The sequence below is a fragment of the Streptomyces sp. NRRL S-455 genome (assembly GCF_000717875.1).
Lineage (GTDB): Bacteria > Actinomycetota > Actinomycetes > Streptomycetales > Streptomycetaceae > Streptomyces.
Genome location: NZ_JOCT01000016.1, coordinates 80,819 through 103,830 on the forward strand (window position 1 = coordinate 80,819; position 23,012 = coordinate 103,830).

Consider the following 23,012-nt stretch of genomic DNA (forward strand, 5'->3'; position numbering starts at 1 on the left):
ACCGCCTCACCCTTCCGGGAGGAGCCAGAATCGGTTCCCTTCCATCGTCACCCCGCACGGCCCCATAGCGCCTGGCGAGGAGGGGGTGGTCAGTTCAGCCGCCGTGGCCGCGCAGGCGGCGGGCGATCTCGAGTTGGTCGTCGTCCAGGGGGCGGCCGTCCTCGATGTCCCACAGGGCGTTCTGGAGGAGGCGGCCGAGGGTCCAGGCCCGGGCGCGGGGGCGGTCCAGGGCGAGGACGTCGGTCATGGCGTCGAAGCGCCAGAGGATGTCGTCGGGGTCGTAGCGGTTGTCGATGGCCGGCCACAGTTCGAAGCCGGGGTCGCCGGCGAGGGGCTTGGGGTCGATCGCGAGCCAGGGGGCGCGGTCGGAGGCCAGGACGTTCTCGTCGTGGAGGTCCCAGTGGAGGAGGCGGTCGCCGGGCTCGTCGGCGACTTCGCGGACGGCGGCGGCGCAGTCGGCGACGAGGCGGCGGGCCTCGGGGTCGGGGATCCGGTCGAGTGCCCACGAGGTCTTGCCGAGCATCTCCCGGGCGATGTCGCCGAGCTGGCGCAGGCCGGGCGGGGCGGAGAAGGAGGTGAGGTGGGCGAGGAGTTCCGCGATGGTGACGACGGCCCGGTGGGGGTCCGGTTCCCGGGACAGCATGCGGGTCTCGTCGAGGCGTTCCAGCAGCATGGTGCCGGTGGGCTCGTCGTGGTCGAGGAGACGGACGGCTCCGTCGCCGCCCCAGGCCCGCAGGGCGACGGGTTCGCCTTCGCTCTCCTCGTCGAGGATCTGGAGTTTGAGGACCGCGGGGGTGCGGTCGGCGCGGAGCACCGGGAGGACCAGGGCGGAGACGCCGTGCATGGGCGGGCCGTCGGGCCTCAACTCCCAGCGGTCGAGGAAGCCGGCCGTCAGGTCGGGCAGGCCGGCGATGAAGGCCCGGCCCGCCTCGCCGTTGTACTTCTCCTGTGATGCAGCCAGTTCCCGCGGGATGTCGATCACTCTCGGCACGGTAGCCGGGGTGTGCCGGGCGGGGCACGGGGTTTTCAGGGCTCCAGGACGACCTTCCCCGTCGTCCCCCGGGTCTCCAGCGCCCGGTGCGCCGCCGCGGCCTCGCGGAGCGGGAAGCGCTGTACGGCCGGGGTGAGGCGGCCGGCGGCGGCCTCGGTCAGGGCGCGCAGTTCCAGGGTGCGTACGGGGTTGGGGCCTCCTGCCTTCTGGAGCATGAGCGGGCCGAGGACCTGCTCGGAGAGGCCTTCGACGAGGTAGGGCTCGCCGGCGTGGATGCCCTCGGCGGACCAGCCGAAGACGATGTGCTTGCCGCCGGGTGCGAGGAGGGCGACGGCTTCGCGGGCCACGTCGCCGCCGACGCCGTCGAAGACCACCGTCGCCCTCCGGCCGCCGAGGTGGGCGCTGACCTTCGCGGGCCAGGCCGGGTCCTTGTAGTCGACGGCGAGATCGGCGCCGTTCGCCTGTACGCGGGCGACCTTCTCCGGCCCTCCCGCGAGGCCGACCACGGTCGCGCCGGCATTCTTGGCGTACTGCACGAGCAGGGTGCCGATGCCTCCGGCGGCGGCCGGGACGACGACCACGGAGTCGGGGCCGAGGTCGGTGAACTGGAGGATCCCCATCGTGGTTCGGCCGGTGCCGATCATGGCGACGGCCTCGGCGAAGTCCAGGTTCTCCGGGATCTCGTGCAGCCGCTCCGCGTCGGTGACGGCCAGTTCGGCGTAGCCGCCGGGGACGAAGCCGAGGTGGGCGACGACCCGCTTGCCGAGCCACCGGTCCGCGACGCCGTCGCCCGCGGCCTCGACGACTCCGGCGACCTCGCGGCCGGGGATCGTGGGCAGCGGCGTCGGCTCGGGCGCCGGTCCCTGTACGCCCTCGCGCAGGGCGGTGTCCAGGAGGTGGACGCCCGCGGCCCGTACGGTGATCCGGACCTGGCCGGGGCCGGGCCGGGGGTCCTCGACCTGCTCGTAGGTGAGGTTCTCGGCCGGGCCGAAGGCGTGCAGGCGGATGGCGCGCATGGGAACTCCTCACGGGTTCGACTGGTGTGCCCCAGTCGGTTCGGCAGCCGGTTCGGCTGATGCGCCAAGCCTCCGACCTCAAGCATGCTTGAGGTCAAGCTGCGGTCGGCCGAGGGCCAGGGACACCGCCGTCAGGGCGCTGTTGAAGGAGACCTCCGACAGCACACCGGGGGCCGCGACCTGGTCGCCGGCGAGGTAGACACCGTCGCCCCGGTCCACGGCGGGCCGGTCGCGCCAGCTGGTGCCGGGCGGGTCGACCGCGCCGGTACGGCCGTTCGCGACGGCCTCGCGCCGCCAGGTCACGCGCTCACGCCAGCCCGGGAACCCCAGGTCGAGCAGTTGCTCGGCTCGGGCGGTGCCGTCGGCCTTCGACTCCCGGGGGGCGATGGGGATCTGCCCCTGGATGAGCTGCTCGCCGGCCGGGGCGAGGCTGCGGTCCTGGGCGGTGAACCGTTCGAGCCAGCCGGGTGCGTCGAGGTCGGAGACCACGAACGCGTCCCCGCGCCGGGTGCGTACGGCGAGGTCGACGAGGACGGTGCGGCCGCTCGGCCAGCTCAGCGAGGGGTCCTGGAGCAGGCGCCGGGCGGCGTCCAGGGAGGTGGCGACGACGACCTGCGTGCCGGTGGGGAGCGTGTCGACACGGGACAGGGTCTCGATCCGGACGCCCAGGTTCCGGGCGTGGGCGGCCATCCGGTCGATGAGGCCGGACCAGCCGCCGCGCGGGTAGTGCGCCTCGGGCGGCAGCTTGGTGGCGCGGCGCAGGCGCTCCTGCACGAACGCGGCCGACAGGGAGCCGGGGTCGTGGTGGAAGAGGGCGACGGCGGCATAGTGGGCGGCGGCCCGGGCGCCCTCCTCGCCCGCGATGCCGGTCGCCCAGGTCAGGAAGTCGACGTCCACGGGGGCCTGCCTGTGGGTCCGGCGCAGGAGCTTCAGCATCGGGAAGGGCGGGGTGCGGCGCAGCACGCCGTGGTGCCGCAGCCGGAGCCGGGCGGCCTCCAGGGGTGGGATCGGGGCGAGCGGGCCGATGAGGTCGCGCTGCTTGAGCCAGGTCCAGTGCGGGCCGCCGTTGTAGAGGGCGTGCGGGCCCTCGTTCGTGCGGTACCGGCCCTCGGTGGTGCGGGCCCGGCCGCCGAGGGTGTGGTGGGCTTCGTGGACGGTGACCTCGGCGCCTGCCTCGGCGGCCGTGATGGCGGCGGTCAGTCCGGCGAAGCCGCCGCCGATGACGGTGATGCGGTGCATGGTCGTGGATCTCCCTCGGGTCGGGATCGCCTTCTGTGTATATGACTCCTCAGCGGTCCGAGATGTGACACGGCCTGGATATGTGCAGGTCAGGCCGGGTTGTCAGGGGTGGGGTGCAGCATGGGCGGCATGGCGAGGAGAGCGGCGGGCGGTACGGGTGTGAAGGGCGCGCGGCGACCGGAGGTGCGGCTGCCCGTGCTGGAGCCGTACGGGGGCGGCGGGCTGGAGCCGGACGGGGACTACGACGGGCAGGACTTCCGGGACGTGGACCTCGGGGGGCAGGACGGCTCGGGCGCCCGTTTCATGGACTGCGCGTTGACGGGCTGCGCGCTGGACGAGACGCGGCTGCGGCATGCCCGGGTCCTGGACTCGGCGCTGACGGGTGTCCGGGGCGTCGGCACCGACCTCGCCGAGGCGACCCTGCGGGACGTGGAGCTGACCGACGCCCGCCTCGGTGGGCCGCAGTTGCACGGGGCGGTGCTGGAGCGGGTGCTGATCCGCGGCGGCAAGATCGATTATCTGAACCTGCGCACGGCCCGGCTCAGGGACGTCGTCTTCGAGGGCTGTGTGCTGGTCGAGCCGGACTTCGGGGGAGCCCGGCTGGAGCGGGTGGAGTTCGTGGACTGCGCGCTGAAGGGCGCCGACCTGCACGCGGCGACCCTCACCGACGTCGACCTGCGCGGGGCCGCGTCACTGGAGATCAGCAGAGGGCTTGACCGGCTCTCGGGGGCGGTGATCAGTACGGCGCAACTGCTGGATCTGGCGCCGGTGCTGGCGGTGGAGTGGGGGATCAGGGTGCAGGACTGAGAGCGGGGCGGCGCCCCAGGACGTCAGGGGACCCTGGGAAAGCGCGCCTGGAGGGTCCAGATCGCCGGGTTCTCCGCCAGATCGTCGTGCAGGTCGGTGAGGTCGGCGATCAGGTCGTGCAGGAAGTCCCGGGCCTCGCGGCGCAGGTCGGTGTGGGAGAAGGTCAGGGGAGCCTCCTCGGCCGGCATCCAGTCGGCCTCGATGTCCACCCACCCGAAGCGGCGCTCGAAGAGCATCCGGTCCGTCGACTCCGTGAAGTCCAGCTCCGCCCGCTGCGGCCGGGACGCCCGGGAGCCCGCCGGGTCCCGGTCGATCCGCTCCACGATGTCGCACAGCGCCCATGCGAAGTCGAGCACCGGCACCCATCCCCAGGCTGTGGACACCTCCCGGTCCGTCTCGGTGTCCGCCAGGTAGACGTCACCGCAGAACAGGTCGTGCCGCAGGGCGTGGACGTCCGCACGGCGGTAGTCGGTCTGGGGCGGGTCGGGGAAGCGGTTGGAGAGGGCGTAGCCGATGTCGAGCACGGAGGTGATGGTGTCATGCGACCGTAGGATCGCGAGCGTGGCCCGATCTGTACGCCTTGCCCCGGCGCTGACCGCCGTCCCGCTCGCCCTCGCCCTCACCGCGTGCGGCGCCGGGGTCCACGGCACCCCGGGCGGCTCCGGCGTACGGGACCCGTACTTCCCGAAGGCCGGCAACGGCGGCTACGACGTCAGCCACTACGGACTGCGCCTCGCCTACGACCCGGACGCCCGGCACCTCACCGGCACGGCCACCCTCACCGTGCGGGCGACGAAAAGCCTGTCCGCCTTCAACCTCGACCTGCGCGGCCTGGAGGTCGAGGCGGTCACCGTCGGCGGCGTGGCGGCCCGCTGGAACCGGGCCGGGCAGGAACTCACCGTCCGGCCGCGTGACGACATCGGACGGGACGAGACGTTCCGCGTGACGGTCCGCTACTCCGGCACCCCGGAGACCGTCACCGACCCCGACGGCTCCGAGGAGGGCTGGCTGCGCACCACCGACGGGGTGCTCGCGCTCGGCGAGCCGACCGGTTCGATGACCTGGTTCCCCGGCAACCACCACCCGTCCGACAAGGCGGCGTACGACCTGACGGTGACCGTGCCGCGAGGGCTGCGGGCCGTGTCCAACGGGGAGTTGAGAAGCGAGACGACCGCCGGAGACCGGACGACCTCCCGCTGGCGCACCTCCGAGCCGATGGCGAGCTACCTCGCCACGCTCGCGATCGGCAGGTTCGACGTCAGCCGCTCCAGGACGGGGGACGGCCTGCCCGTGTACACGGCCGTCGACCCGGCCGAGACGGAGGCGAGCCGGCCGGTGCTCGGGCGGATCCCCGAGGTCCTGGGCTGGGCGGAGCGGAGGTTCGGGCCGTACCCGTTCTCCTCCACCGGCGCGATCGTGGACCGTGCCGCCGATGTCGGCTACGCACTGGAGACCCAGACCCGCCCCGTCTTCCCCGGCGCCCCCGGCCTCACGCTCCTCGTCCACGAACTCGCCCACCAGTGGTACGGCGACTCCGTCACGCCCGAGAGCTGGCGGGACATGTGGCTCAACGAGGGTTTCGCGACGTACGCGGAATGGCTGTGGCAGGAGGACCACGGCGGCCCGAGCGCGCAGGAGACCTTCGACGCGGCCTACTCCGGGGACTCCTTCGACACCGAGGAGGCCGGCGAGGCGATCTGGGAGTTCCCGCCCGCGGAACCGCCGGACGCCGCGCGGATTTCCGAACCGCCGGTGTACTGGCGGGGGGCGATGGTGCTGCAGAAGGTGCGGCAGGTCGCCGGGGACGAGAGGTTCTGGAGGATTCTTCGGGGGTGGGCGGACGAGTACCGGCATGGGAACGCGGACACGGCCGACTTCACTGCGTACGTCGAGGAGCAGGCGCCGGGGGAGGACTTCGAGCAGGTCTGGGAGGACTGGCTGTACGGGGAGGGGAAGCCGGAGCGGCCCTGATCGGGGCCGTGGGGGCTTGGCCCACGTGTGCGGCTGCGGGCCGTTCGTGGCTTGTCGCGCCCACGCGGCGGAGCCGCGGATCGATTCGGTCCCGCGCCCCTCGGGCACGCTGCCCAAGAGGCGTCGAAGCCCCCGCCCGCTCCTGCGGCCGGGGGCTTCCACGTGGACGGAGGGTGTCCGTCAGACGTTCACGCCGAAGTCCTGGGCGATGCCGACCAGGCCCGAGGCGTACCCCTGGCCGACCGCGCGGAACTTCCACTCGGCGCCGTTGCGGTAGAGCTCGCCGAAGACCATGGCCGTCTCCGTCGCCGCGTCCTCCGACAGGTCGTAGCGGGCGATCTCCGCGCCGCCGGCCTGGTTGATGATGCGGATGTAGGCGTTGCGGACCTGGCCGAAGTTCTGCGAGCGGGTCTCCGCGTCGTAGATCGAGACCGGGAAGACGATCTTGTCGATGTCGGCCGGGAGCGCCGCCAGGTTGACGTTGATCGCCTCGTCGTCGCCGGCGCCCTCGCCCGTGCGGTTGTCGCCGGTGTGGACGATCGAGTTGTCCGGGGTCTGCTTGTTGTTGAAGAAGACGAAGTGGGCGTCGGAGTAGACCTTGCCCTGGTTGTTGACCGCGATGGCGGACGCGTCGAGGTCGAAGTCCGTGCCGGTGGTGGTGCGGACGTCCCAGCCGAGGCCCACGGTGACGGCGGTCAGGCCCGGTGCCTCCTTGGTGAGCGAGACGTTGCCACCCTTGGACAGGCTTACAGCCATTGTTGGGAGTCCCTTCCCTCGAATACGTACGGCAAGAAGCTACAGCTAACCCTCTGAACGTCGGGAGACGTGCGAGAGGTTCCTGCTCCCTTTGCTTTCTTCACCTCCGATATTCGGGTGACGTGGACCGGACAGGGGCGGGAACATGTACGGCATGTCTGGTCCCCACGTCATCCGCGGCTCCGTCTCCCTGCCCGAGGCCGAGCTCATGTGGCGTTTCTCGCGGTCGTCGGGGCCGGGCGGGCAGCACGTCAACACCAGTGACTCGAAGGTCGAGCTGAGCTTCGACCTGGCGAGGACGGAAGCCCTGCCCGAAGTGTGGAAGCGGCGGGCACTGGAGCGGCTGGCCGGGCGCCTGGTCGACGGGGTCGTCACCGTACGGTCCTCGGAGCACCGCTCCCAGTGGCGCAACCGCGAGGCCGCCGCCGTACGGCTCGCCGCGCTCCTGGCCGAGGCCACCGCGCCCCCGCCCAAGCCCCGCAAGCCGACCCGCATCCCGCGCGGCATCAACGAACGCCGCCTGCGGGAGAAGAAACAGCGCTCGGAGACCAAGCGGGGGCGTTCCGCGCGGGACTGGGGCTGACGCCCCGGCAGGCGACTCAGGCCAGCGCCAGTACGCCCACCGTCTCGCCGCCGCTCGTCTCCCCGTTCGGGCGGAAGCCGAGTCCCAGGTAGAAGCGCTCGGGGCCGTCGGGGCCGGGTTCCCAGCAGACGTAGAACTCCTTGGCCCCGCGCCGGCGCAGCTCCTCGGCGACCGACTCGACGGCGAACCGGCCGTACCCCTTGCCCTGCTCCCCGGCCGCGATGTTCAGCCGCCACAGGCCCGAGCGGAGCACGCTGCCGTCCTCGTACCAGTCGATGTCGAGGCAGGCCATGAGGAAGCCGACCGGGCGGTCGCCGTCGACGATCAGGCGGGGCCAGGCGACGCCGGGATGGACGTAGGCCTCGGCGAGTGACTTCACGACCGGGGCGACCGCATGCTCCTGGTCGGGGCGGACGCGGATGCCGAGGGCGGCGTCGAGGTTCGCGGGAGTGATCTCTTCGAGGCGCGGGCCGGTCGTCGTCATGCGCGCACCCTAGGCAGGCGGTCCGCCCCCCGGCGAACGGTTTCTTCAGGCCAAGTGGCGGTATCGGCCCCGGAAGTACGTCAGCGGACCGCCGTCCGCGCTCGGCACCCGGGCCGTCAGGACGCGGCCGATCACCAGCGTGTGGTCGCCGGCCGGCACCCGCTGCTCGGTGCGGCACTCCAGGACGGCCAGGGCGCCGCCCACGAGAGGGGCGTCGGTGTACTCGCCCCGGGTGTACGGGATGTCGGCGAAGAGCAGACGGTCGCTGACCCGGCCCTTCATGGCGAAGCGGCCCGCTATGTGCCGCTGGCTCTCCGACAGCACCGAGACCGCCCACAGGTCCTGCTCGTCGAGCAGCTCGTCCATGCGGGAGCCCTCGCGCAGGCTCACCAGCACCAGAGGCGGGTCCAGGGACACCGACATGAAGGCCGTGGCCGTCATGCCCACGTCCTCGCCGCTCGGCGCGCCGGGGTCGTCCGGGTCGAGCGGCGCCTCCCGCGCGGTCACCAGGACCACGCCCGAGGCCAGCCGGGACATGGCGGCGCGGAACTCGTCGTTGCTCACCCCCTCAGCATGCCCGGAGGCGGGCGACGGAATGATCGGGGACGTGGCGGCGGGAGTGTTCGGCACACCGGCAACGCTAATCTCCGTCCCGCCCGCGCCGCATCGGGCTCCCGGCCGATACGGGCGGATCACGGTCCTAGGACCCTCGACCGACCCGCTCGCGAAGGTGTGCGGAACGCCACAAAAAGCGCTCACTGCACGCACCGGGAAAACGCAGAAACTCCACTCAGTTGTTCAGCTTTGCCTGTGACTTGAGTCACAAGGGGCATGAATTGTTGACCCTGTGTACCGAGTGGGCAGCGCGCTGTGATTCAGTGGCGGGGAAGCTGCCAGGACGATACGCCGATGAGAACCCTTGATTCTTGATTCGCTGCGAGGTACTCGGGGGGAGGGCGAGCATGGAGACCGAGTCGGAGCCGTACGTCCGTCTTGCGTCCCTGCGGCAACTGCACCAGGTCATGGCCGACATGAACACGGCCCGCAGCCTGGCGGACACACTGCAGACCGTCGCGGAGGGCGTCGTCGCCGCCCTCGGGTACGAGCTGGCGTGCGTGAACCTCGTCCGGCCGGACGGCGATCTCGTCGTCGCCGCCTTCGCCGGGAACCCCGCCGCCGAGGCCCTCATCACCGGCCGCGTCGGTTCGCGCGAGTCCTGGGACCGCCGCCTGAACATGGGCGAGCACTGGGGCGACCTGGTGTTCATACCGCACACCGAGGGCTGGGTCCTCGACGACGACGACGTCCCGCAGTGGTACACCGACGGCCCGGCCCCCCGCTTCGAGGACGAGTGGCACCCGGCCGACCGGCTCTTCGCGCCCATGTACGCGCCCGCTCCGAAGGGCAGCGGGACGTGCGGCGAGCTGATCGGCGTGCTGTCCGTGGACCGGCCGCGCAACGGTCGCCGCCCCGGCGCGTGGGGCCGCGAGGCGCTCCAGATGTACGCCTTCCAGGCCGCCATCGCGATCAGCAACGCCCGGCTGCGCGCCAACATGCAGCGCGCCCTGGTCCGGCTGGAGCGCGAGCAGCAGGCGCTGCGGGCCAGCGAGGAGAGCTTCCGGCAGGCCTTCGAGTACGCCCCCTCCGGCATGGCCATCGCCGAGATGGGCGGCGACCAGCACGGCCGGATCCTGCGCACCAACGACGCCCTGTGCCGGCTGCTGGGCCGGCCCGCCTCCGCGATGCGCCGCTACTCGTTCTCCGACCTGGTCCACCCCGAGGACATAGGCACGCTCCTGCGGACCTCGGCGGAGGGCGGCCGGGCCGAGCTCCGCCTCGGCCGTCGCGACGGCACGTACGTCTGGGTCAGCCTGCGCAACAGCGTCGTCGCGGACGCCGCCGACGGGCCCCGCTTCCTCCTCACCCACGTCGAGGACATCGAGGAGCGCAAACGCCGCGAGCTCCAGCTCGCCCACCGCGCCTCGCACGACTCGCTCACCGGCCTGCCGAACTCCGCCGAGCTGCGCTCCCGCCTGTCCGCCCGGCTGTGCCGGCGCGCCGCGCCCCTGCACCCCGCCGTCGCCGAGTCCCACGACGCGGCGTACGGCCACCCCGCCTTCGACGCGGTCGGCCAGGGCTTCGACTTCGGGCCGGGCGCCGAGCCGTACGACGCCTACGACCACCATGTGCACACCGTCGCCCCGGACGGCGACCACGACGACGGCACCAAGGGCCTCGCCGTGCTCTTCTGCGACCTCGACGGCTTCAAGTCGATCAACGACCGGTTCGGGCACAACGCGGGTGACGCGGTCCTCATCGAGGTCGCCCGGCGGCTGAGCAACGGCGTCCGGGACGGCGACACCGTCGCCCGGCTCGGGGGTGACGAATTCGTCATCCTCGCCGACGGGCTCGGTCGCGCCGACGCGCAGGACCTCGCGGTCCGCCTCCGCAACGAGATCATCCAGCCGATCCGCGCCGAGGGCCGGGCCGTCCGGGTGGGCGCCAGCTTCGGCATCGGATGGGCACACTGTGGAATGACGGCGGACGAAGTGTTGAAATCCGCTGACGAGCGGATGTACGTCGAGAAACGATCTCGTCCCAAACAACACAGACGAGCTGGGTGAACCCCTGGTCAGCGAGCACGTGCGGTCTGAGTCACCCGTTTGGGTCACTCGGAGCGGGTAGGCTCGCGTTCTCGACTCGTACATCTTCTGCACCGCATGACTGAGGAGACCTAGGGATGACGCCCGGCAACAACGGCGCGAGCACGCCCGAGGACGACGACCCGTTCGGCTACCTCTACGCCGACGGTCAGGCCAACGGGGCCCAGCCGCCGTCCGGGGGCTACGGCTACCCGAACTCGGTCAACCGGGTGCGTGCGGTCGGCACACGCCAGTACGGCCAGCAGGCGCAGGGCGGACAGACGGCGGCCTACGCGCAGGCCCCGCGGCAGCAGAGCGCCTACGGCCAGCCGAACGCGCACTACGCGGCGCCGGAGACGCTCCCCGGCGGTGCTCCCGCCGCCCAGCAGCAGATGCCGGCGGGCGGCGGTGGCGGCGGCCGGGGCGGCCGCGGCCCCAACACCAAGGGCCTGCTGATCGGCGCGATCGCGGTCGTCGCCGCGGTCGTGATCGGCATCGGCGTGGCCATGGTCGGCGGCGACAAGGACAAGGACGAGCCCGACAACCAGGCCAAGCCGGGGCCGACCCAGTCCCAGGCGTCGAAGCCGAGCCCGTCGAGCACCAAGGGCGGCGAAAGCGAGGTCGAGCTTCCGAAGGCCGACGCCAAGACGCTGCGGCTCGGGCCCGGCGTTTCGACGGCGTCGGACATCAAGGGCTCGAAGGCCGAGGGCGGCGTCTATGTGACGGGCTTCAACCATGTCGGCGCCAAGGTGACCTGGACGGTCAACGGCATCGAGAAGGCAGGCGACTACCGGCTGTACGCCCGCTACAGCATTCCCGGTGTCGACGCCAATGCGACGCTGCTGGTGAACGGCAAGGCGAACACCCAGCCCATGGGTCTGAAGAACTTCATCAACTCACCGAAGGGCGACTGGGAAAAGGGCTGGCAGACGTCCTGGGCTCCGGTCGCCCTGACCAAGGGCACCAACACGATCGAGCTTGCCTGCAACGACGGCAATCAGTGTGACGCGATCCTCGACCAACTCTGGGTGCAGTAGGGCTCGGACAGCGGAACGGTCCGCCGGCACATCCGGCGGACCGTCCTCGTGAAACTACGCGGCACTAACCTCCGTAGACCCCAATGCCGGTAACGGTGCCACGGGTGTCGTCCGAGTAGGTGTGCGGCTTCAGAGTGACCAGCTTGGTGCCGACTCCGCAGCCAGTGCCAGGCGTGATGTGCCAGAACTCGATGCGGTAGGACGTCTGGTTCGAGACGGACCGGGCAGTGGTGAAGGTCTCGCAGCCGGGTGTTACGGAGAGGACGGTCCTGGTCCCGGTCCTGTTCTTCCCCGACCATCCGCAGACCTTCCCTTGCGGGCAGGTCTTGGGGTCGGCCGCCGCAGCCGGTGTGGTGAAAACGCCGGTCAGCAACGCGCCGACCACAGCCCCCGTCGTCAGGCTTTTCTTGAGCATGCTCATATGAGCTCCCCTTGCATTTTGCGGTGCTGGTCATGCACCGAACAAATGATCATTAGATCAGGCGACCGACTTCAAGCCGCCGACGCCTCGCCGGTCACCGTCACGCGTCCCAGCAGCTTTTCGTACGTCGCCCGGTCGAACTCTCCCGCTGCGGGTGCCGGGACCGTCGCCGCGGACAGGGCGGTCGCCCGGGTCAGGCGGTCCGGCCAGGGGAGGCGTTCGATCAGGCCCGAAAGGAGGCCCGCGACCGCCGAGTCGCCGGCGCCTGTCGGGTTGCCCCGTACGGGGCTCGGCGGGGTGGCGTGCCAGCGGCCTTCTCGGGTCAGGGCCAGGAGGCCATCGGGGCCGAGGGACGCGACCACCGCGCCCGCGCCCCGGCGGCGGGCGTCCTGGGTCGCGCGCAGGGGGTCGTGGGAGCCGGTCAGTTCCGCCAGTTCGTCGGCGTTGGGCTTGATGATGTCGGGGCGGGCCGCGACGCCCCGCCGCAGGGGTTCGCCGCTGGTGTCGAGGAGGACCGGGACGCCGGCCGACCGGGCTGTCCGGACCAGGCCCGCGTACGCGCCGACCGGGACGCCCGGGGGAAGGCTGCCGCACAGGGCAACCGCTGAGGCGGCGGGGATCAGGTCCTCGTAGACCTCCACGAAGGCCGACCATTCGGCGGGCGTGATCGTCGGGCCGGGCTCGTTGAGCTGGGTGGTGTCGCCGGTCCGGTCGTCGACCACGGCTATCGTGCGGCGGGTCGGGCCCGTGACGGGCACCAGCGCGTCCACCACGCCGGGCACGCCGGCGAGCCGCTCCTGTACGACCTGGCCCGTCGCCCCGCCCGTGAACCCGGTCACCGTCACCTCGTGGCCGAGGGCCGCCAGGACCCGGGCCACGTTGACGCCCTTGCCGCCGGGGCGTTCGGTCACCTCGGAGACGCGGTGGGAGGTGTGCGGCCTGAGGGACCGAATGCGGTAGGTGATGTCGAGAGCGGTGTTCAGCGTGACCGTGAGGATCACCTGGGCCGACCTCCCCCCGGACGTGCTTGTTGCCGTGAACGTTCCCTGATCATGCCAAAGAGACGGCGGTCGGCCCAGTCCTGGAGTCGGCCGCCGTCACTCGACTGCGGGACGGATCAGCCCAGTTGGGGAGCGACCACCCATTCGCCGCGGCGCATGACGCCCTTCAGGTCGTACGCGGCGTCCAGCAGGACCAGGTCCGCGTCCTTGCCGGGTTCCAGGGAGCCGATCCGGTCGGACATGCCGAGCAGGCGGGCGGGGGTCGCCGAGAGTGCCCGCACCGCGTCCTCGACGGACAGGCCGTCGACCGTGACCGCTCGCTTGAACGCGCGGTCCAGGGTGAGGGTGGAACCGGCGATGGTGCCGTCCGACGCCAGCCGGGCCACGCCGTCGGCGACCTCCACCTCCAGCGGGCCGAGCCAGTAGCGGCCGTCGCCGAAACCGGCCGCGTCCATGGCGTCGGTGATGAACGCGACCCGGTCGGCGCCCGCGCGGTGGAAGGCCAGCTGGAGGGCGGCGGGGTGGAGGTGGGTGCCGTCGTTGACCAGCTCGACCGTGATCCGGTCGTCCTCCAGGAGAGCGGCGATGGGGCCGGGGGAGCGGTGGCCGAGCGGTGGCATCGCGTTGAAGAGGTGGGTGGCGACCGTGGCGCCCGCGTCGATGGCCGAGACGGTCTGCTCGTACGTGGCGTCGGTGTGGCCGATCGCCGCGATCACGCCGTGCTCGGCCAGAAGGCGTACCGAGTCCAGGCCGCCGGGCAGCTCCGTGGCCAGCGTGAGCATCTTCGCCTGGCCCCGGGCCGCGTCGAGCAGTGTGCGGACCTCCGCGGGGTGCGGGTCGCGCAGGAGGTCCTCGGCGTGGGCGCCCTTGCGGCAGGGGGAGATGAACGGGCCCTCGAAGTGGATGCCGGCGATCTCGCCCTGCTCGGCGAGTTCGCTCAGCAGGCCCGCGCGCCGGGTGAGGAAGTCCATGTCACCGGTGACGGTGGAGGTGAGCAGGGTGGTCGTGCCGTGCTCGCGGTGCGTGTGGATGCCCTTGAGGATGTCGTCGACCGACCCGGAGGTGAAGGAGGCTCCGCCTCCGCCGTGGTTGTGGAGGTCGACGAAGCCGGGGACGACGTAGTGGCCGGTGACGTCGATGGCCTGGGCGTTCTGCGGGGCCGTGTGGCCGATGCGGGTGCCGTCGATGACCAACTGCCCGTTGTGGACCGTTTCTGCGGGGAGGACCACTGTCGCACCGGTCAGCACCGTGGGCTGTCCGGCCGTCGCGGGGTGCGTGGGGGCTGATCGCGCTCCGCGGCGGAGCCGCATATCGACGCTGTCCCGCGCCCCTGGGGTATCGGTCATCAGGGAGTTACCTCCATGCGGTCGGTTCGGTCGAGGAGATCCCAGGCCAGGAGCCCGGCGCCCAGACATCCGGCCGCGTCCCCCAGCGCCGCGGGGACGATCGGCGGCTGTTTCTGGAAGGTGACGCGGCTGCGGATCGCTTCCCGCAGGGGTGTGAAGAGGGTTTCGCCCGCCTCCGCCAGCCCGCCGCCGATGATCAGGGTGCGCGGGTCCAGCAGGGTCAGGGCGGTGACCAGGCCGTCGGCCAGGGCGTCCACCGCCTCCTGCCAGACCGCCCGGGCCTTCGGGTCGCCGGAGTCGACGGCTTTCGCGCAGTCCGCCGCGTCGGTGTCCGGGACGCCGGTGGCCGTCGCCCAGGCCTCGCTCACGGCCGCCGCCGACGCGAAGCGTTCCAGGCAGCCGCGCTGGCCGCACGGGCAGGCGGCGCCGCCGGGGCGTACGACGATGTGCCCGATCTCGCCCGCGAAGCCGTGCGCGCCCGCCTCCACCCGGCCGTCGACGCCGATGGCGCCCGCGATGCCGGTGCCCAGCGCCACGAACAGGAACCGGTCGGCGCCCCGGCCCGCGCCGACCCGGCCCTCGGCGAGGCCGCCGGTGCGTACGTCGTGGCCCAGGGTGACCGGGACGCCCAGCCGCTCCGCCAGGAGTTCCCGCAGGGGGACGTCGCGCCAGCCGAGGTTCGCCGCGTAGACGGCGATGCCGCGCGCCTCGTCGACGATGCCGGGCACGGCCACCCCGGCCGCCTCGGCGGGCGTGCCGAAGTGCTCGGCGCCGTACGCGCGCAGCTCGGCGGCGAAGTCGAGGATGCCCGCGACGACGGCCTCCGGGCCCTGCTCGCGTCCGGTGGCCCGGCGGGCCCGGTGCAGCACGGCGCCTTCCGGCCCGGCCAGCGCGGCCTTCATCCCGGTGCCGCCCACGTCGAGGGCGATGACATGTCTCACGGAGAACAGTGTGACCCGGAGACCCGCGAGAGGTCTAGTCCACTCACGTGGTGTAGACCTTATTCCGAATATCGAAAAGTTTCGGTGGCGGCGACGTCACCGGTGTGGGCGGCGACGCCAGGGTTGGGGAAGAGCAGCGGTGCAGCGGCGACGGATGGCAGGAACGATCGCGGTGGTGTCCGCGCTGGGCATGACGGCGGTCCTCGGCGGCTGCGGTATGACGGGCGGATCCGCCGACGTGACCCTGAAGCTGGTCGCCGCCGACTACGGCGACAGTGCCGCCAACAGCTCCCGGAAGTACTGGGGCAAGCTCGTGCGGGAGTACGAGGCCGAGCACCCGGACGTGAAGATCGACGTCAGCGTCTACTCCTGGAACGACGTCGACCGCAAGGTCAGGGAGATGGTCGCCGCCGGTGACCCGCCGGACATGGCGCAGATCGGCGCGTACGCCGACTACGCGGCCCAGAACCAGCTCTACAAGGCCGACGACCTGCTCTCCATACCCACGCAGGCCGACTTCGTCGGGCAGCTGGCCACCGCCGGGCAGGTCAAGGGCGTGCAGTACGGCATGCCGTTCGCCTCCTCCACGCGCGTGCTCTTCTACAACAAGTCCCTCTTCGCCAAGGCCGGCATCACCCCGCCCGAGACCTGGGAGGACCTGGCCGACGGTGCCGAGGCGCTCAAGGCCGAGGGGGTGAAGTACCCCTACGCGCTGCCCCTCGGCCCGGAGGAGGCGCAGGCCGAGACCCTGCAGTGGATGCTCAGCGGAGGGGGCGGTTACACGGACACCGTCGGCAACTACGGCATCGACTCCCCGGCGAACACCGACACCTTCTCCTGGCTGAAGGACGAACTGGTCGGCAAGGACCTGACCGGGCCGGTCGCGCCCGGCGAGCTCAACCGGGCCGAGGCGTTCGCCGCCTTCGCGAAGGGCGAGGTCGGCATGCTCAACGGGCACCCGTCCCTGGCGAAGATCGCCGCCAGGAAGGGCGTCAAGTACGGCATGGTGCCGACGCCGGGCAAGGAGGGGGCGACCAGGTCCACGCTGGGCGTCGCCGACTGGATGACGGCCTTCAGCAAGAACGGCCACCGCGACCAGGTCGGTGACTTCCTCGACTTCGTCTACAGCGAGAAGAACGTGCTGGCCTTCTCCCGCGAGTACGACCTGCTGCCGGTCACCAGCTCCGCGTCCCGGACCATGGCCGCCTCCGGGCGGGACCGGCACCTCAAGACGTTCCTGGAGGAGCTGCCGGTCTCCGAGCTCTATCCGGTCGGCAAGACCTCCTGGGCCGGCGTCAGCGCCGAGGTGAAGCAGCAGATCGGCAAGGCGGTCGCCCCCGGCGTCAGCCCCTCGGCCGTCCTGGGCCGGCTGCAGGCGGCGGCGAGCCGGGCGGAGAGCGCGGAGTAGTCCCGCTGACGGTGGCGGGCGTTACGGTGCCGGGCATGGAAGAGGAGCACGACGCGACGCGGCTCGGACCCGGGGAGCGGGACATCCTCGCGCTCGAACGCCGCGGTTTCCCCGGACCCGGAGCGAAGGAACGGGCCATAAGGGAGGAGCTGGGGCTCGCCCCCGTGCGCTACTACCAGCTCCTGAACGCCCTGCTGGACGACCCGCGGGCCCTGGCCCACGACCCGGTGACGGTGAACCGGCTGCGGCGGATACGGGAGAAGCGGCGGGCGGAACGCTGAGGACGGTGGGGACGTACGGTCACCGTCCCTGACGACCGTCAGGGACGCCATCAGCCCAGCCGGTCCGCCAGGGCCCGGAGCAGGCGTACGACCCCCTCAGGGCCGTCCACCACCAGATCCGCCCGTTCCCTCAGCTCGGTCACCTCGTCGCTGCCGCTGCACACCAGCAGGCCCGGGGTGCCGTCCGAGCGGAGTTCGTCCACGGCGGAGTAGGCGGGCAGGTCGCCCAGGTCGTCGCCGGCGAAGAGGACGGACCCGGCGCCGATCTCCCGGGCGAACCCGGTGAGCGCGACGCCCTTGTCCATGCCGGGCGGGCGCAGTTCGAGGACCATGCGGCCCGGTTCGACGATCAGGCCGTGCCGTTGTGCCAGTCCGGCGAGCGGTTCGCGCAGGGAGTCCAGGGCGGCCTGCGGGTCGACGGCCCGGCGGGTGTGCACGGCCACCGCCCGGCCCTTCTCCTCGATCCAGGCCCCCTGCGAGGCGCCGAATCGTTCGAGGAGCTCGGGCAGCTCGGTACGGACCGCGGCGACGCCCGGGTGCGGGTCGGGGGCGCTGACCTCGCCGCTGCGGGCCTCCCACCGCTCGGCACCGTAGTGACCGAGGACGACGAGGTGCTCAAGACCCGGGGCGTCCGCGAACCCGCCGTTGCGCACGGCGACCTCGGCCGGCCGCCCGGTGATCACCGCCACGGCGGCCACCTTCGGCGCGAGCGCGGACAGTGCGCTCAGCGCCTCGGGGTGGGCCCGGGCCTGCTCGGGGTCGGCCACGATCGGCGCGAGGGTCCCGTCGAAGTCCAGCCCGATCAGGGCCTTGCCGGGCTGGGCGAGGAGGGCGTCGAGACCCTCCTGGCCGGGTTCCGTGGCGGGCGTCGGCAGCGCGGAGCCGGTGGAGCCGTTGGAGCCGGTCATCACCGATCAGCCCTCAGCGCCTCGAGCTGGTCCAGGAACCACTGCGCCGGTGGCAGTGCCGTCGCCGCCGCCGCCAGCCGCTTGCCGCGCTCGGCCCGTTCCTCAGGGCGCATCGAAAGCGCTTCGTGCAGGGCCGCCGCCGTGCCGGTGATGTCGTACGGGTTCACCGTGATCGCGTCCTCGCCGAGCTCCTCGTACGCCCCGGCCTCCCGCGACAGCACCAGCGCGCAGCCCGCGTCGGAGACGACCGGGACCTCCTTGGCGACGAGGTTCATGCCGTCGCGGATGGGGTTGACGAGGGCCACGTCGGCCAGCCGGTACGCGGCCAGCGAGCGGGCGAAGTCGTCCTCTAGGTGCAGGATGACCGGGGTCCAGCCCGGCGTCCCGTACTCGGCGTTGATCTCGTCCGCCAGCCGCCCCACCTCGGCCATGTAGTCCCGGTACACCGCCAGGTCCTGCCGCGAGGGATACGCGAAGGCGACGTGCACCACGCGCTCGCGCCACTCGGGGTGGTCGTCGAGCAGCTGCCGGTACGCCAGCAGGCCGCGCACGATGTTCTTCGACAGCTCGGTGCGGTCGACCCGGACGACGGTGCGGCGGGCGCCGCCGTCCGGAGCCTGGCCGATCTCCTCCCGCAGCGCCGCCATCCGCTCGGCGACGTCCCGCTCGTGCGACCGCTCGCGCAGGAAGTCCGCGTCGGCCCCCAGTCCGTGTACGCCGATCCGCGTGCCCCCGAGCCCGCCCGCGAAGCCCTCGGCGCACGTCACGAACGCGTCCGCCCAGCGCTGCGTGAGGAAGCCCAGGCGGTCCGCGCCCAGCATGCCGCGCAGCACCTGCCCGGCCACGTCGTCCGGCAGCATCCGGAAGTACTCGGGCGGCGCCCACGGCGTGTGCGTGAAGTGGCCGATGCGCAGGTCCGGCCGCAGCTCGCGGAGCATGCCCGGGACCAGCGTCAGGTGGTAGTCCTGGACCACGACCGCCGCGCCCCGCGCCGCCTCCTCCGCCAGCGCCTCGGCGAACGCCCGGTTGTACGTCTCGTACGACGCCCACTGCCGCCGGAACTCCGCGTCGAAGACCGGCTCCAGCGGCGTCTGGTACAGCATGTGGTGCACGAACCACAGCACCGAGTTCGCGATGCCGTTGTACGCCTCGGCGTGCACGTCGGCCGGGATGTCCAGCATCCGTACGCCGTCCTCGCCGACGCCCCGCCGCACCGCCTCCCGGTCGCCGTCGGACAGCGCCGAGCAGACCCACAGCGCGTCCGCGTCCGAGCCGATCGCGGACAGTCCCGAGACCAGCCCTCCGCCGCCGCGCTTGGCGTTGAGCGAACCGTCCTCGCCGACCGCGTAGGAGACCGGACCGCGGTTGGAGGCAACCAGCACCTGTGCAGCACCGTACGTCGAAGCCATACGCCTCAACCTAGCCCGGCGTGTAAACGCTCAAACGTACGTACCTGACCCACACGGCCGAAAACGGCACCGGTCAGGCCGCTTTCCGCGCCTGGTACTCGGCGATCTCCGCCATCGGCGGGCGCTCCTCGGTGTCCACGGAGTACGTGCGCGGCTCGAAGCCGTCCACGCCCCGCTCGAACTGCGTCAGCGACGGCCGGACGAGATGCCCGCGGGCCAGCCGCAGCTGAGCCGTGCGGTAGATCGCGGCGGCCATCCGGCCCAGCGCCTGCCCGTCCTGGTGCCGGTGCCTGCGCACCCCGACGTCCACCTGGGCGAGGGCGTCGAGCCCCACCAGGTGCAGGGCGTCGACCAGCATGCCCAGCTCGACGCCGTACCCGACGGGGAACGGCAGCTGCTCCAGCAGCGAGCGGCGGGCCGCGTACTCGCCGCCGAGCGGCTGCACGAACCCGGCCAGCCGCGGCCAGTGCATGTTGAGCAGCGGGCGCGCCATCAGCTCCGTGACCCGGCCGCCCTGCCCGGCGGCGGCGCCCAGGGGGCGGTCGTACATGCCCTTCACCAGGTCGACGTCCGGGTCGGTGAGCAGCGGGCCGACGATCCCGGAGACGAACTCGGACGAGAAGTCCTTCAGGTCGGCGTCGACGAAGCAGACGATGTCCCCGCGGGTGACGAGCAGCGAACGCCACAGCACCTCGCCCTTGCCGGGCACGGCGGGCAGGCGCGGGAGTATCGCGTCCCGGTGCACCACCGTCGCGCCCGCGGCGGCGGCCACCTCCGACGTGCGGTCGGTCGACCCCGAGTCGACGACGACCAGCTCGTCGACGAGCGGGACCTGCCGCATCAGGTCGTGACGGATGACGGCGACGATGTCGCCGACCGTCTCCTCCTCGTTGAGGGCGGGCAGCACCACGCTCACCGTCTGGCCCGTGCGCTGCTTGGCGGCCAGCATCCGGTGGAGCGGGCGATCGGCGGCGGACCAGGAACGGGTGCTCAGCCAGCGCTCGACTTCTTCCAGCACCGTGGCGGCTCCTTAGCGTTCTCTCGGCGGGACGGACTGTGAGCCATCTCGCGGTTCGGACGACTATCTCAACTGTCCTGGTCGTCGGTTACAGTCTTGAACAACGCGGATGACCATCGCATGTCCGGGGTCAGCCGCCGTTCACAACCGCATACAGCTCATCCAGAGGGGCAGAGGGAAACGGCCCGATGAAGCCCCGGCAACCCTCCAGTCGGTACTCGTAGGTCACTGTCGACCACATGCGCGAGGCTCCCGGCTCGGGAAGGTGCCAAATCCGTCTCACGGCGAGATGCGTCGTGAGGAAGATGAGGAGAAAGGGCCTCGCCTCACATGGCTGTGCAGACTGCTGCAAGCACCACCGACACCACCGTAGACCTCGGCCCCGCCGCTGCCCTGAGCTGCCGCGAGTGCGGTCACCGCGTACCCCTCGGCCCGGTCTTCGCGTGCGAGGAGTGTTTCGGCCCGCTGGAGATCGCCTACGACTTCTCGGCCTACGACACCGACGAACTCCGCAAGCGCATCGAGGCGGGACCCGCCAGCATCTGGCGCTACGCGCCGCTGCTGCCCGTCCCGGCGGACGTGGCGACCAAGCCGAACATCAACCCCGGCTGGACCCAGCTCGTCAAGGCCGACAACCTCGCCCGTGAGCTCGGGGTCGACCCGGGCAAGCTCTTCGTCAAGGACGACTCCGGCAACCCGACGCACTCCTTCAAGGACCGGGTCGTCGCCCAGGCACTGGAGGCGGCGCGCGCCTTCGGCTTCACCACCCTCTCCTGCTCCTCCACCGGCAACCTCGCCGGCGCGGTGGGTGCCGCGGCGGCCCGCGCCGGCTTCCGCTCCTGCGTGTTCATCCCGCACGACCTGGAGCAGGGCAAGGTCGTCATGGCCGCGGTCTACGGCGGCGAGCTCGTCGGCATCGAGGGCAACTACGACGACGTGAACCGCTTCTGCTCCGAGCTGATCGGCGACCCGGCGGGCGAGGGCTGGGGCTTCGTCAACGTCAACCTGCGGCCCTACTACGCCGAGGGTTCCAAGACCCTCGCGTACGAGATCTGCGAGCAGCTGGGCTGGCAGCTGCCGGACCAGCTGGTCGTGCCGATCGCCTCCGGCTCGCAGCTCACGAAGATCGACAAGGGTCTGCAGGAGCTGATCAAGCTCGGCCTGGTCGAGGACAAGCCGTACAAGATCTTCGGCGCGCAGGCCGAGGGCTGCTCGCCGGTGTCGACGGCGTTCAAGGCCGGGCACGACGTCGTCCGTCCGCAGAAGCCGGACACCATCGCCAAGTCGCTGGCGATCGGCAACCCGGCGGACGGGCCGTACGTGCTGGACATCGCGCGGCGTACGGGTGGTTTCGTGGAGGACGTGAACGACGAGCAGGTCGTTGACGCGATCAAGGTCCTCGCCAGGACCGAGGGGATCTTCGCGGAGACCGCCGGTGGGGTGACCGTGGGTGTGACGCGGAAGTTGATCGAGAACGGGGTGCTGGACCCGACGAAGAGCACGGTCGTGCTCAACACGGGGGATGGTCTGAAGACGCTGGACGCGGTGGCGGGCACTGGTCTGACTGCGACCATTCGTCCCAACCTCGACTCGTTCCGTGAGGCTGGGCTCGTCTGATCGTCTTTGGCTGCGGGCCGGTGGGGGCTGGTCGCGCAGTTCCCCGCGCCCCTGAGGGTGCGCCCCAGCCGTAGCTTCAACAAAACCGGAGGTCATGTTCCGATGAGCGTCACCGTTCGCATCCCCACCATCCTGCGTACCTACACCGGCGGTCAGGCCGAGGTGTCCGCCGACGGCGCGACTCTCGGGGAGGTCATCGCCGACCTGGAGAAGAACCACACCGGGATCGCCGCCCGGGTGCTGGACGACCAGGGCAAGCTGCGCCGGTTCGTCAACGTGTACGTGAACGACGACGACGTGCGGTTCGAGCAGGGGCTGGAGACGGCGACGCCGGACGGTGCCGGCGTGTCGATCATCCCGGCCGTCGCCGGTGGCTGAACCGGTCGGCCGACCCGGTTGTTACCGTTGGTAACGACGGTAACAGAGCGTTCATCGAATTGCCCCCTCCGTGAGAGAAGCGGAGGGGGCAATTCTGTGTGATTGAGCGCGGTACAGTTGGGGAACGCGCTCCCGGTCCACCGACCGAGAGCCCTTGATTCCTGCCGCGCGCCCGACAAGATGTAGCCAAAGTGTGCGGGTCTTTTGCGGCTTTTGTTTCCTTTGTGTGGCCCGACTTGACCCGAAGTCAGGCGAATCCTCCCCTTTTTCCGGACGTCGCACGTCCGGAATTCTCGTCCGATTGACCTGTTGCAGACGGCAGTTGGACAGATACATTCAGCCGCGGTCGACGCGTTCCGGCGCACGCCCCCAACCGTGGGGGGTGAGGTCTGACCCGGGTCCGCGAAGTGTGGATCTGTGCAAGGGCCAGTAATAGGGGAGTTAGGCATGGCTCAGGGCACCGTCAAGTGGTTCAACGCGGAGAAGGGGTACGGCTTCATCGCGGTCGACGGTGGTGCGGATGTTTTCGTCCACTACAGCGCGATCCAGATGGACGGCTACCGCACCCTGGAGGAGGGCCAGCGGGTCGAGTTCGAGATCTCGCAGGGCCAGAAGGGGCCGCAGGCCGACATGGTTCGCGTCTCTGCCTGAACGCGCACCACGACCAACGCTCAGGCGACCGGTCTTCTCAGAAGGGCTCGCACCCCCCGGGGTGCGGGCCCTTCGGCCTGTTCGCAGGGGGCCCGGGGTGGTGTTCG

At 71.5% G+C, this 23,012-nt stretch carries 24 protein-coding genes and 1 riboswitch; of the genes, 10 read left to right on the forward strand and 14 right to left on the reverse strand.

Annotated features, from left to right (window positions below; all coding sequences use genetic code 11):
- Window positions 1–94: 94 nt before the first annotated feature.
- The 3 genes from IE97_RS0121755 to IE97_RS0121765 form a co-directional block, all read right to left on the reverse strand.
- The gene (locus IE97_RS0121755; protein WP_030243155.1) at window positions 95–991 is read right to left on the reverse strand and encodes an aminoglycoside phosphotransferase family protein; all 897 of its coding nucleotides are present in this window, start codon (window positions 989–991) and stop codon (window positions 95–97) included.
- A 35-nt stretch (window positions 992–1,026) separates the two neighbouring features.
- Window positions 1,027–2,007: a zinc-binding dehydrogenase gene (locus tag IE97_RS0121760; protein WP_030243156.1), complete on the reverse strand. Its 981-nt coding sequence runs from the start codon at window positions 2,005–2,007 to the stop codon at window positions 1,027–1,029.
- Window positions 2,008–2,085: 78 nt separating this feature from the next.
- The gene (locus IE97_RS0121765; RefSeq protein ID WP_030243157.1) at window positions 2,086–3,246 is read right to left on the reverse strand and encodes an FAD-dependent oxidoreductase; all 1,161 of its coding nucleotides are present in this window, start codon (window positions 3,244–3,246) and stop codon (window positions 2,086–2,088) included.
- A 129-nt stretch (window positions 3,247–3,375) separates the two neighbouring features.
- Here IE97_RS0121765 and IE97_RS0121770 point away from each other — a divergent pair, with 129 nt between their 5' ends.
- Window positions 3,376–4,053, forward strand: coding sequence for a pentapeptide repeat-containing protein (locus IE97_RS0121770; protein ID WP_078603345.1), 678 nt, complete (start codon window positions 3,376–3,378; stop codon window positions 4,051–4,053).
- A 23-nt stretch (window positions 4,054–4,076) separates the two neighbouring features.
- On the opposite strand, the gene IE97_RS0121775 is transcribed toward IE97_RS0121770, so the two are convergent.
- Complete coding sequence (locus IE97_RS0121775; protein ID WP_030243162.1) at window positions 4,077–4,577, reverse strand: hypothetical protein; 501 nt, start codon at window positions 4,575–4,577, stop codon at window positions 4,077–4,079.
- Between the two features lie 37 nt (window positions 4,578–4,614).
- Here IE97_RS0121775 and IE97_RS0121780 point away from each other — a divergent pair, with 37 nt between their 5' ends.
- On the forward strand, window positions 4,615–6,024 hold the full coding sequence (locus tag IE97_RS0121780; protein ID WP_030243170.1) for a M1 family metallopeptidase: 1,410 nt from the start codon (window positions 4,615–4,617) through the stop codon (window positions 6,022–6,024).
- A gap of 180 nt (window positions 6,025–6,204) precedes the next feature.
- On the opposite strand, the gene IE97_RS0121785 is transcribed toward IE97_RS0121780, so the two are convergent.
- Window positions 6,205–6,780 (reverse strand): TerD family protein, encoded by a 576-nt coding sequence (locus tag IE97_RS0121785; protein WP_030243172.1) that lies wholly within the window; start codon window positions 6,778–6,780, stop codon window positions 6,205–6,207.
- Window positions 6,781–6,925: 145 nt separating this feature from the next.
- Between IE97_RS0121785 and arfB the strand changes: the two genes are divergently transcribed.
- Window positions 6,926–7,363 carry an alternative ribosome rescue aminoacyl-tRNA hydrolase ArfB gene (gene arfB / locus IE97_RS0121790; RefSeq protein WP_030243174.1) on the forward strand — a complete coding sequence of 146 codons (438 nt, stop codon included), beginning with the start codon at window positions 6,926–6,928 and terminating at the stop codon, window positions 7,361–7,363.
- 16 nt (window positions 7,364–7,379) lie between these two features.
- On the opposite strand, the gene IE97_RS0121795 is transcribed toward arfB, so the two are convergent.
- Together IE97_RS0121795 and IE97_RS0121800 are read right to left on the reverse strand one after the other, a co-directional pair.
- On the reverse strand, window positions 7,380–7,847 hold the full coding sequence (locus IE97_RS0121795) for a GNAT family N-acetyltransferase (protein ID WP_030243176.1): 468 nt from the start codon (window positions 7,845–7,847) through the stop codon (window positions 7,380–7,382).
- A 45-nt stretch (window positions 7,848–7,892) separates the two neighbouring features.
- Window positions 7,893–8,477 (reverse strand): flavin reductase family protein, encoded by a 585-nt coding sequence (locus IE97_RS0121800; RefSeq protein ID WP_078603339.1) that lies wholly within the window; start codon window positions 8,475–8,477, stop codon window positions 7,893–7,895.
- Window positions 8,478–8,809: 332 nt separating this feature from the next.
- Between IE97_RS0121800 and cdgB the strand changes: the two genes are divergently transcribed.
- Together cdgB and IE97_RS0121810 are read left to right on the forward strand one after the other, a co-directional pair.
- Entirely contained in the window at window positions 8,810–10,471 is a 1,662-nt protein-coding gene (gene cdgB, locus IE97_RS0121805; protein ID WP_030243181.1) for a diguanylate cyclase CdgB, read from the forward strand.
- Window positions 10,472–10,587: 116 nt separating this feature from the next.
- Window positions 10,588–11,526 carry a CBM35 domain-containing protein gene (locus tag IE97_RS0121810; protein WP_030243184.1) on the forward strand — a complete coding sequence of 313 codons (939 nt, stop codon included), beginning with the start codon at window positions 10,588–10,590 and terminating at the stop codon, window positions 11,524–11,526.
- A 64-nt stretch (window positions 11,527–11,590) separates the two neighbouring features.
- Here the strand turns inward: IE97_RS0121810 and IE97_RS0121815 are convergent, their stop codons facing one another.
- From IE97_RS0121815 to IE97_RS0121830, 4 genes are all read right to left on the reverse strand, one after another.
- Entirely contained in the window at window positions 11,591–11,947 is a 357-nt protein-coding gene (locus tag IE97_RS0121815) for a peptidase inhibitor family I36 protein (protein ID WP_030243186.1), read from the reverse strand.
- 71 nt (window positions 11,948–12,018) lie between these two features.
- Window positions 12,019–12,948, reverse strand: coding sequence for a 1-phosphofructokinase family hexose kinase (locus IE97_RS0121820; RefSeq protein WP_030243188.1), 930 nt, complete (start codon window positions 12,946–12,948; stop codon window positions 12,019–12,021).
- A 116-nt stretch (window positions 12,949–13,064) separates the two neighbouring features.
- The gene (gene nagA, locus IE97_RS0121825) at window positions 13,065–14,195 is read right to left on the reverse strand and encodes an N-acetylglucosamine-6-phosphate deacetylase (protein WP_030243191.1); all 1,131 of its coding nucleotides are present in this window, start codon (window positions 14,193–14,195) and stop codon (window positions 13,065–13,067) included.
- A gap of 98 nt (window positions 14,196–14,293) precedes the next feature.
- The gene (locus IE97_RS0121830) at window positions 14,294–15,235 is read right to left on the reverse strand and encodes an ROK family protein (RefSeq protein WP_030243193.1); all 942 of its coding nucleotides are present in this window, start codon (window positions 15,233–15,235) and stop codon (window positions 14,294–14,296) included.
- Window positions 15,236–15,389: 154 nt separating this feature from the next.
- Here IE97_RS0121830 and IE97_RS0121835 point away from each other — a divergent pair, with 154 nt between their 5' ends.
- Both IE97_RS0121835 and IE97_RS0121840 read left to right on the forward strand, forming a co-directional pair.
- Window positions 15,390–16,643, forward strand: coding sequence for an ABC transporter substrate-binding protein (locus IE97_RS0121835; RefSeq protein WP_030243196.1), 1,254 nt, complete (start codon window positions 15,390–15,392; stop codon window positions 16,641–16,643).
- A gap of 35 nt (window positions 16,644–16,678) precedes the next feature.
- Entirely contained in the window at window positions 16,679–16,924 is a 246-nt protein-coding gene (locus IE97_RS0121840) for a DUF3263 domain-containing protein (RefSeq protein ID WP_030243198.1), read from the forward strand.
- A 50-nt stretch (window positions 16,925–16,974) separates the two neighbouring features.
- Here the strand turns inward: IE97_RS0121840 and otsB are convergent, their stop codons facing one another.
- From otsB to IE97_RS0121855, 3 genes are all read right to left on the reverse strand, one after another.
- Window positions 16,975–17,832 carry a trehalose-phosphatase gene (otsB, locus tag IE97_RS0121845; protein ID WP_030243199.1) on the reverse strand — a complete coding sequence of 286 codons (858 nt, stop codon included), beginning with the start codon at window positions 17,830–17,832 and terminating at the stop codon, window positions 16,975–16,977.
- Window positions 17,832–19,241: an alpha,alpha-trehalose-phosphate synthase (UDP-forming) gene (locus IE97_RS0121850; protein ID WP_030243202.1), complete on the reverse strand. Its 1,410-nt coding sequence runs from the start codon at window positions 19,239–19,241 to the stop codon at window positions 17,832–17,834. Before IE97_RS0121850 ends, otsB begins: the two co-directional genes overlap by 1 nt.
- A gap of 73 nt (window positions 19,242–19,314) precedes the next feature.
- Window positions 19,315–20,259, reverse strand: a complete 945-nt coding sequence (locus IE97_RS0121855; RefSeq protein ID WP_030243204.1) for a glucosyl-3-phosphoglycerate synthase — start codon at window positions 20,257–20,259, stop codon at window positions 19,315–19,317.
- A 155-nt stretch (window positions 20,260–20,414) separates the two neighbouring features.
- Window positions 20,415–20,571: riboswitch (SAM riboswitch) on the forward strand.
- A gap of 18 nt (window positions 20,572–20,589) precedes the next feature.
- On the opposite strand from IE97_RS0121855, the gene thrC reads away from it, so the two are divergent.
- The 3 genes from thrC (at window position 20,590) to IE97_RS0121870 (ending at window position 22,905) form a co-directional block, all read left to right on the forward strand.
- Complete coding sequence (gene thrC / locus IE97_RS0121860; protein WP_030243206.1) at window positions 20,590–21,876, forward strand: threonine synthase; 1,287 nt, start codon at window positions 20,590–20,592, stop codon at window positions 21,874–21,876.
- Between the two features lie 102 nt (window positions 21,877–21,978).
- Complete coding sequence (locus IE97_RS0121865) at window positions 21,979–22,254, forward strand: ubiquitin-like small modifier protein 1 (protein WP_030243208.1); 276 nt, start codon at window positions 21,979–21,981, stop codon at window positions 22,252–22,254.
- 447 nt (window positions 22,255–22,701) lie between these two features.
- Window positions 22,702–22,905, forward strand: coding sequence for a cold-shock protein (locus tag IE97_RS0121870; protein WP_010035953.1), 204 nt, complete (start codon window positions 22,702–22,704; stop codon window positions 22,903–22,905).
- Window positions 22,906–23,012 lie beyond the last annotated feature (107 nt).

Excerpts from the sequence above, each read along its gene's own strand:
- thrC (WP_030243206.1), top strand. The coding sequence starts at position 20,590 with ATGGCTGTGCAGACTGCTGCAAGCACCACCGACACCACCGTAGACCTC.
- IE97_RS0121835 (WP_030243196.1), top strand. The coding sequence starts at position 15,390 with ATGGCAGGAACGATCGCGGTGGTGTCCGCGCTGGGCATGACGGCGGTC.
- IE97_RS0121840 (WP_030243198.1), top strand. The coding sequence starts at position 16,679 with ATGGAAGAGGAGCACGACGCGACGCGGCTCGGACCCGGGGAGCGGGAC.
- cdgB (WP_030243181.1), top strand. The coding sequence starts at position 8,810 with ATGGAGACCGAGTCGGAGCCGTACGTCCGTCTTGCGTCCCTGCGGCAA.
- IE97_RS0121850 (WP_030243202.1), bottom strand. The coding sequence starts at position 19,241 with ATGGCTTCGACGTACGGTGCTGCACAGGTGCTGGTTGCCTCCAACCGC.
- IE97_RS0121785 (WP_030243172.1), bottom strand. The coding sequence starts at position 6,780 with ATGGCTGTAAGCCTGTCCAAGGGTGGCAACGTCTCGCTCACCAAGGAG.
- IE97_RS0121795 (WP_030243176.1), bottom strand. The coding sequence starts at position 7,847 with ATGACGACGACCGGCCCGCGCCTCGAAGAGATCACTCCCGCGAACCTC.
- IE97_RS0121870 (WP_010035953.1), top strand. The coding sequence starts at position 22,702 with ATGGCTCAGGGCACCGTCAAGTGGTTCAACGCGGAGAAGGGGTACGGC.
- IE97_RS0121770 (WP_078603345.1), top strand. The coding sequence starts at position 3,376 with ATGGCGAGGAGAGCGGCGGGCGGTACGGGTGTGAAGGGCGCGCGGCGA.
- IE97_RS0121765 (WP_030243157.1), bottom strand. The coding sequence starts at position 3,246 with ATGCACCGCATCACCGTCATCGGCGGCGGCTTCGCCGGACTGACCGCC.
- IE97_RS0121810 (WP_030243184.1), top strand. The coding sequence starts at position 10,588 with ATGACGCCCGGCAACAACGGCGCGAGCACGCCCGAGGACGACGACCCG.
- IE97_RS0121815 (WP_030243186.1), bottom strand. The coding sequence starts at position 11,947 with ATGAGCATGCTCAAGAAAAGCCTGACGACGGGGGCTGTGGTCGGCGCG.
- arfB (WP_030243174.1), top strand. The coding sequence starts at position 6,926 with ATGTACGGCATGTCTGGTCCCCACGTCATCCGCGGCTCCGTCTCCCTG.
- IE97_RS0121760 (WP_030243156.1), bottom strand. The coding sequence starts at position 2,007 with ATGCGCGCCATCCGCCTGCACGCCTTCGGCCCGGCCGAGAACCTCACC.
- IE97_RS0121865 (WP_030243208.1), top strand. The coding sequence starts at position 21,979 with ATGAGCGTCACCGTTCGCATCCCCACCATCCTGCGTACCTACACCGGC.
- otsB (WP_030243199.1), bottom strand. The coding sequence starts at position 17,832 with ATGACCGGCTCCAACGGCTCCACCGGCTCCGCGCTGCCGACGCCCGCC.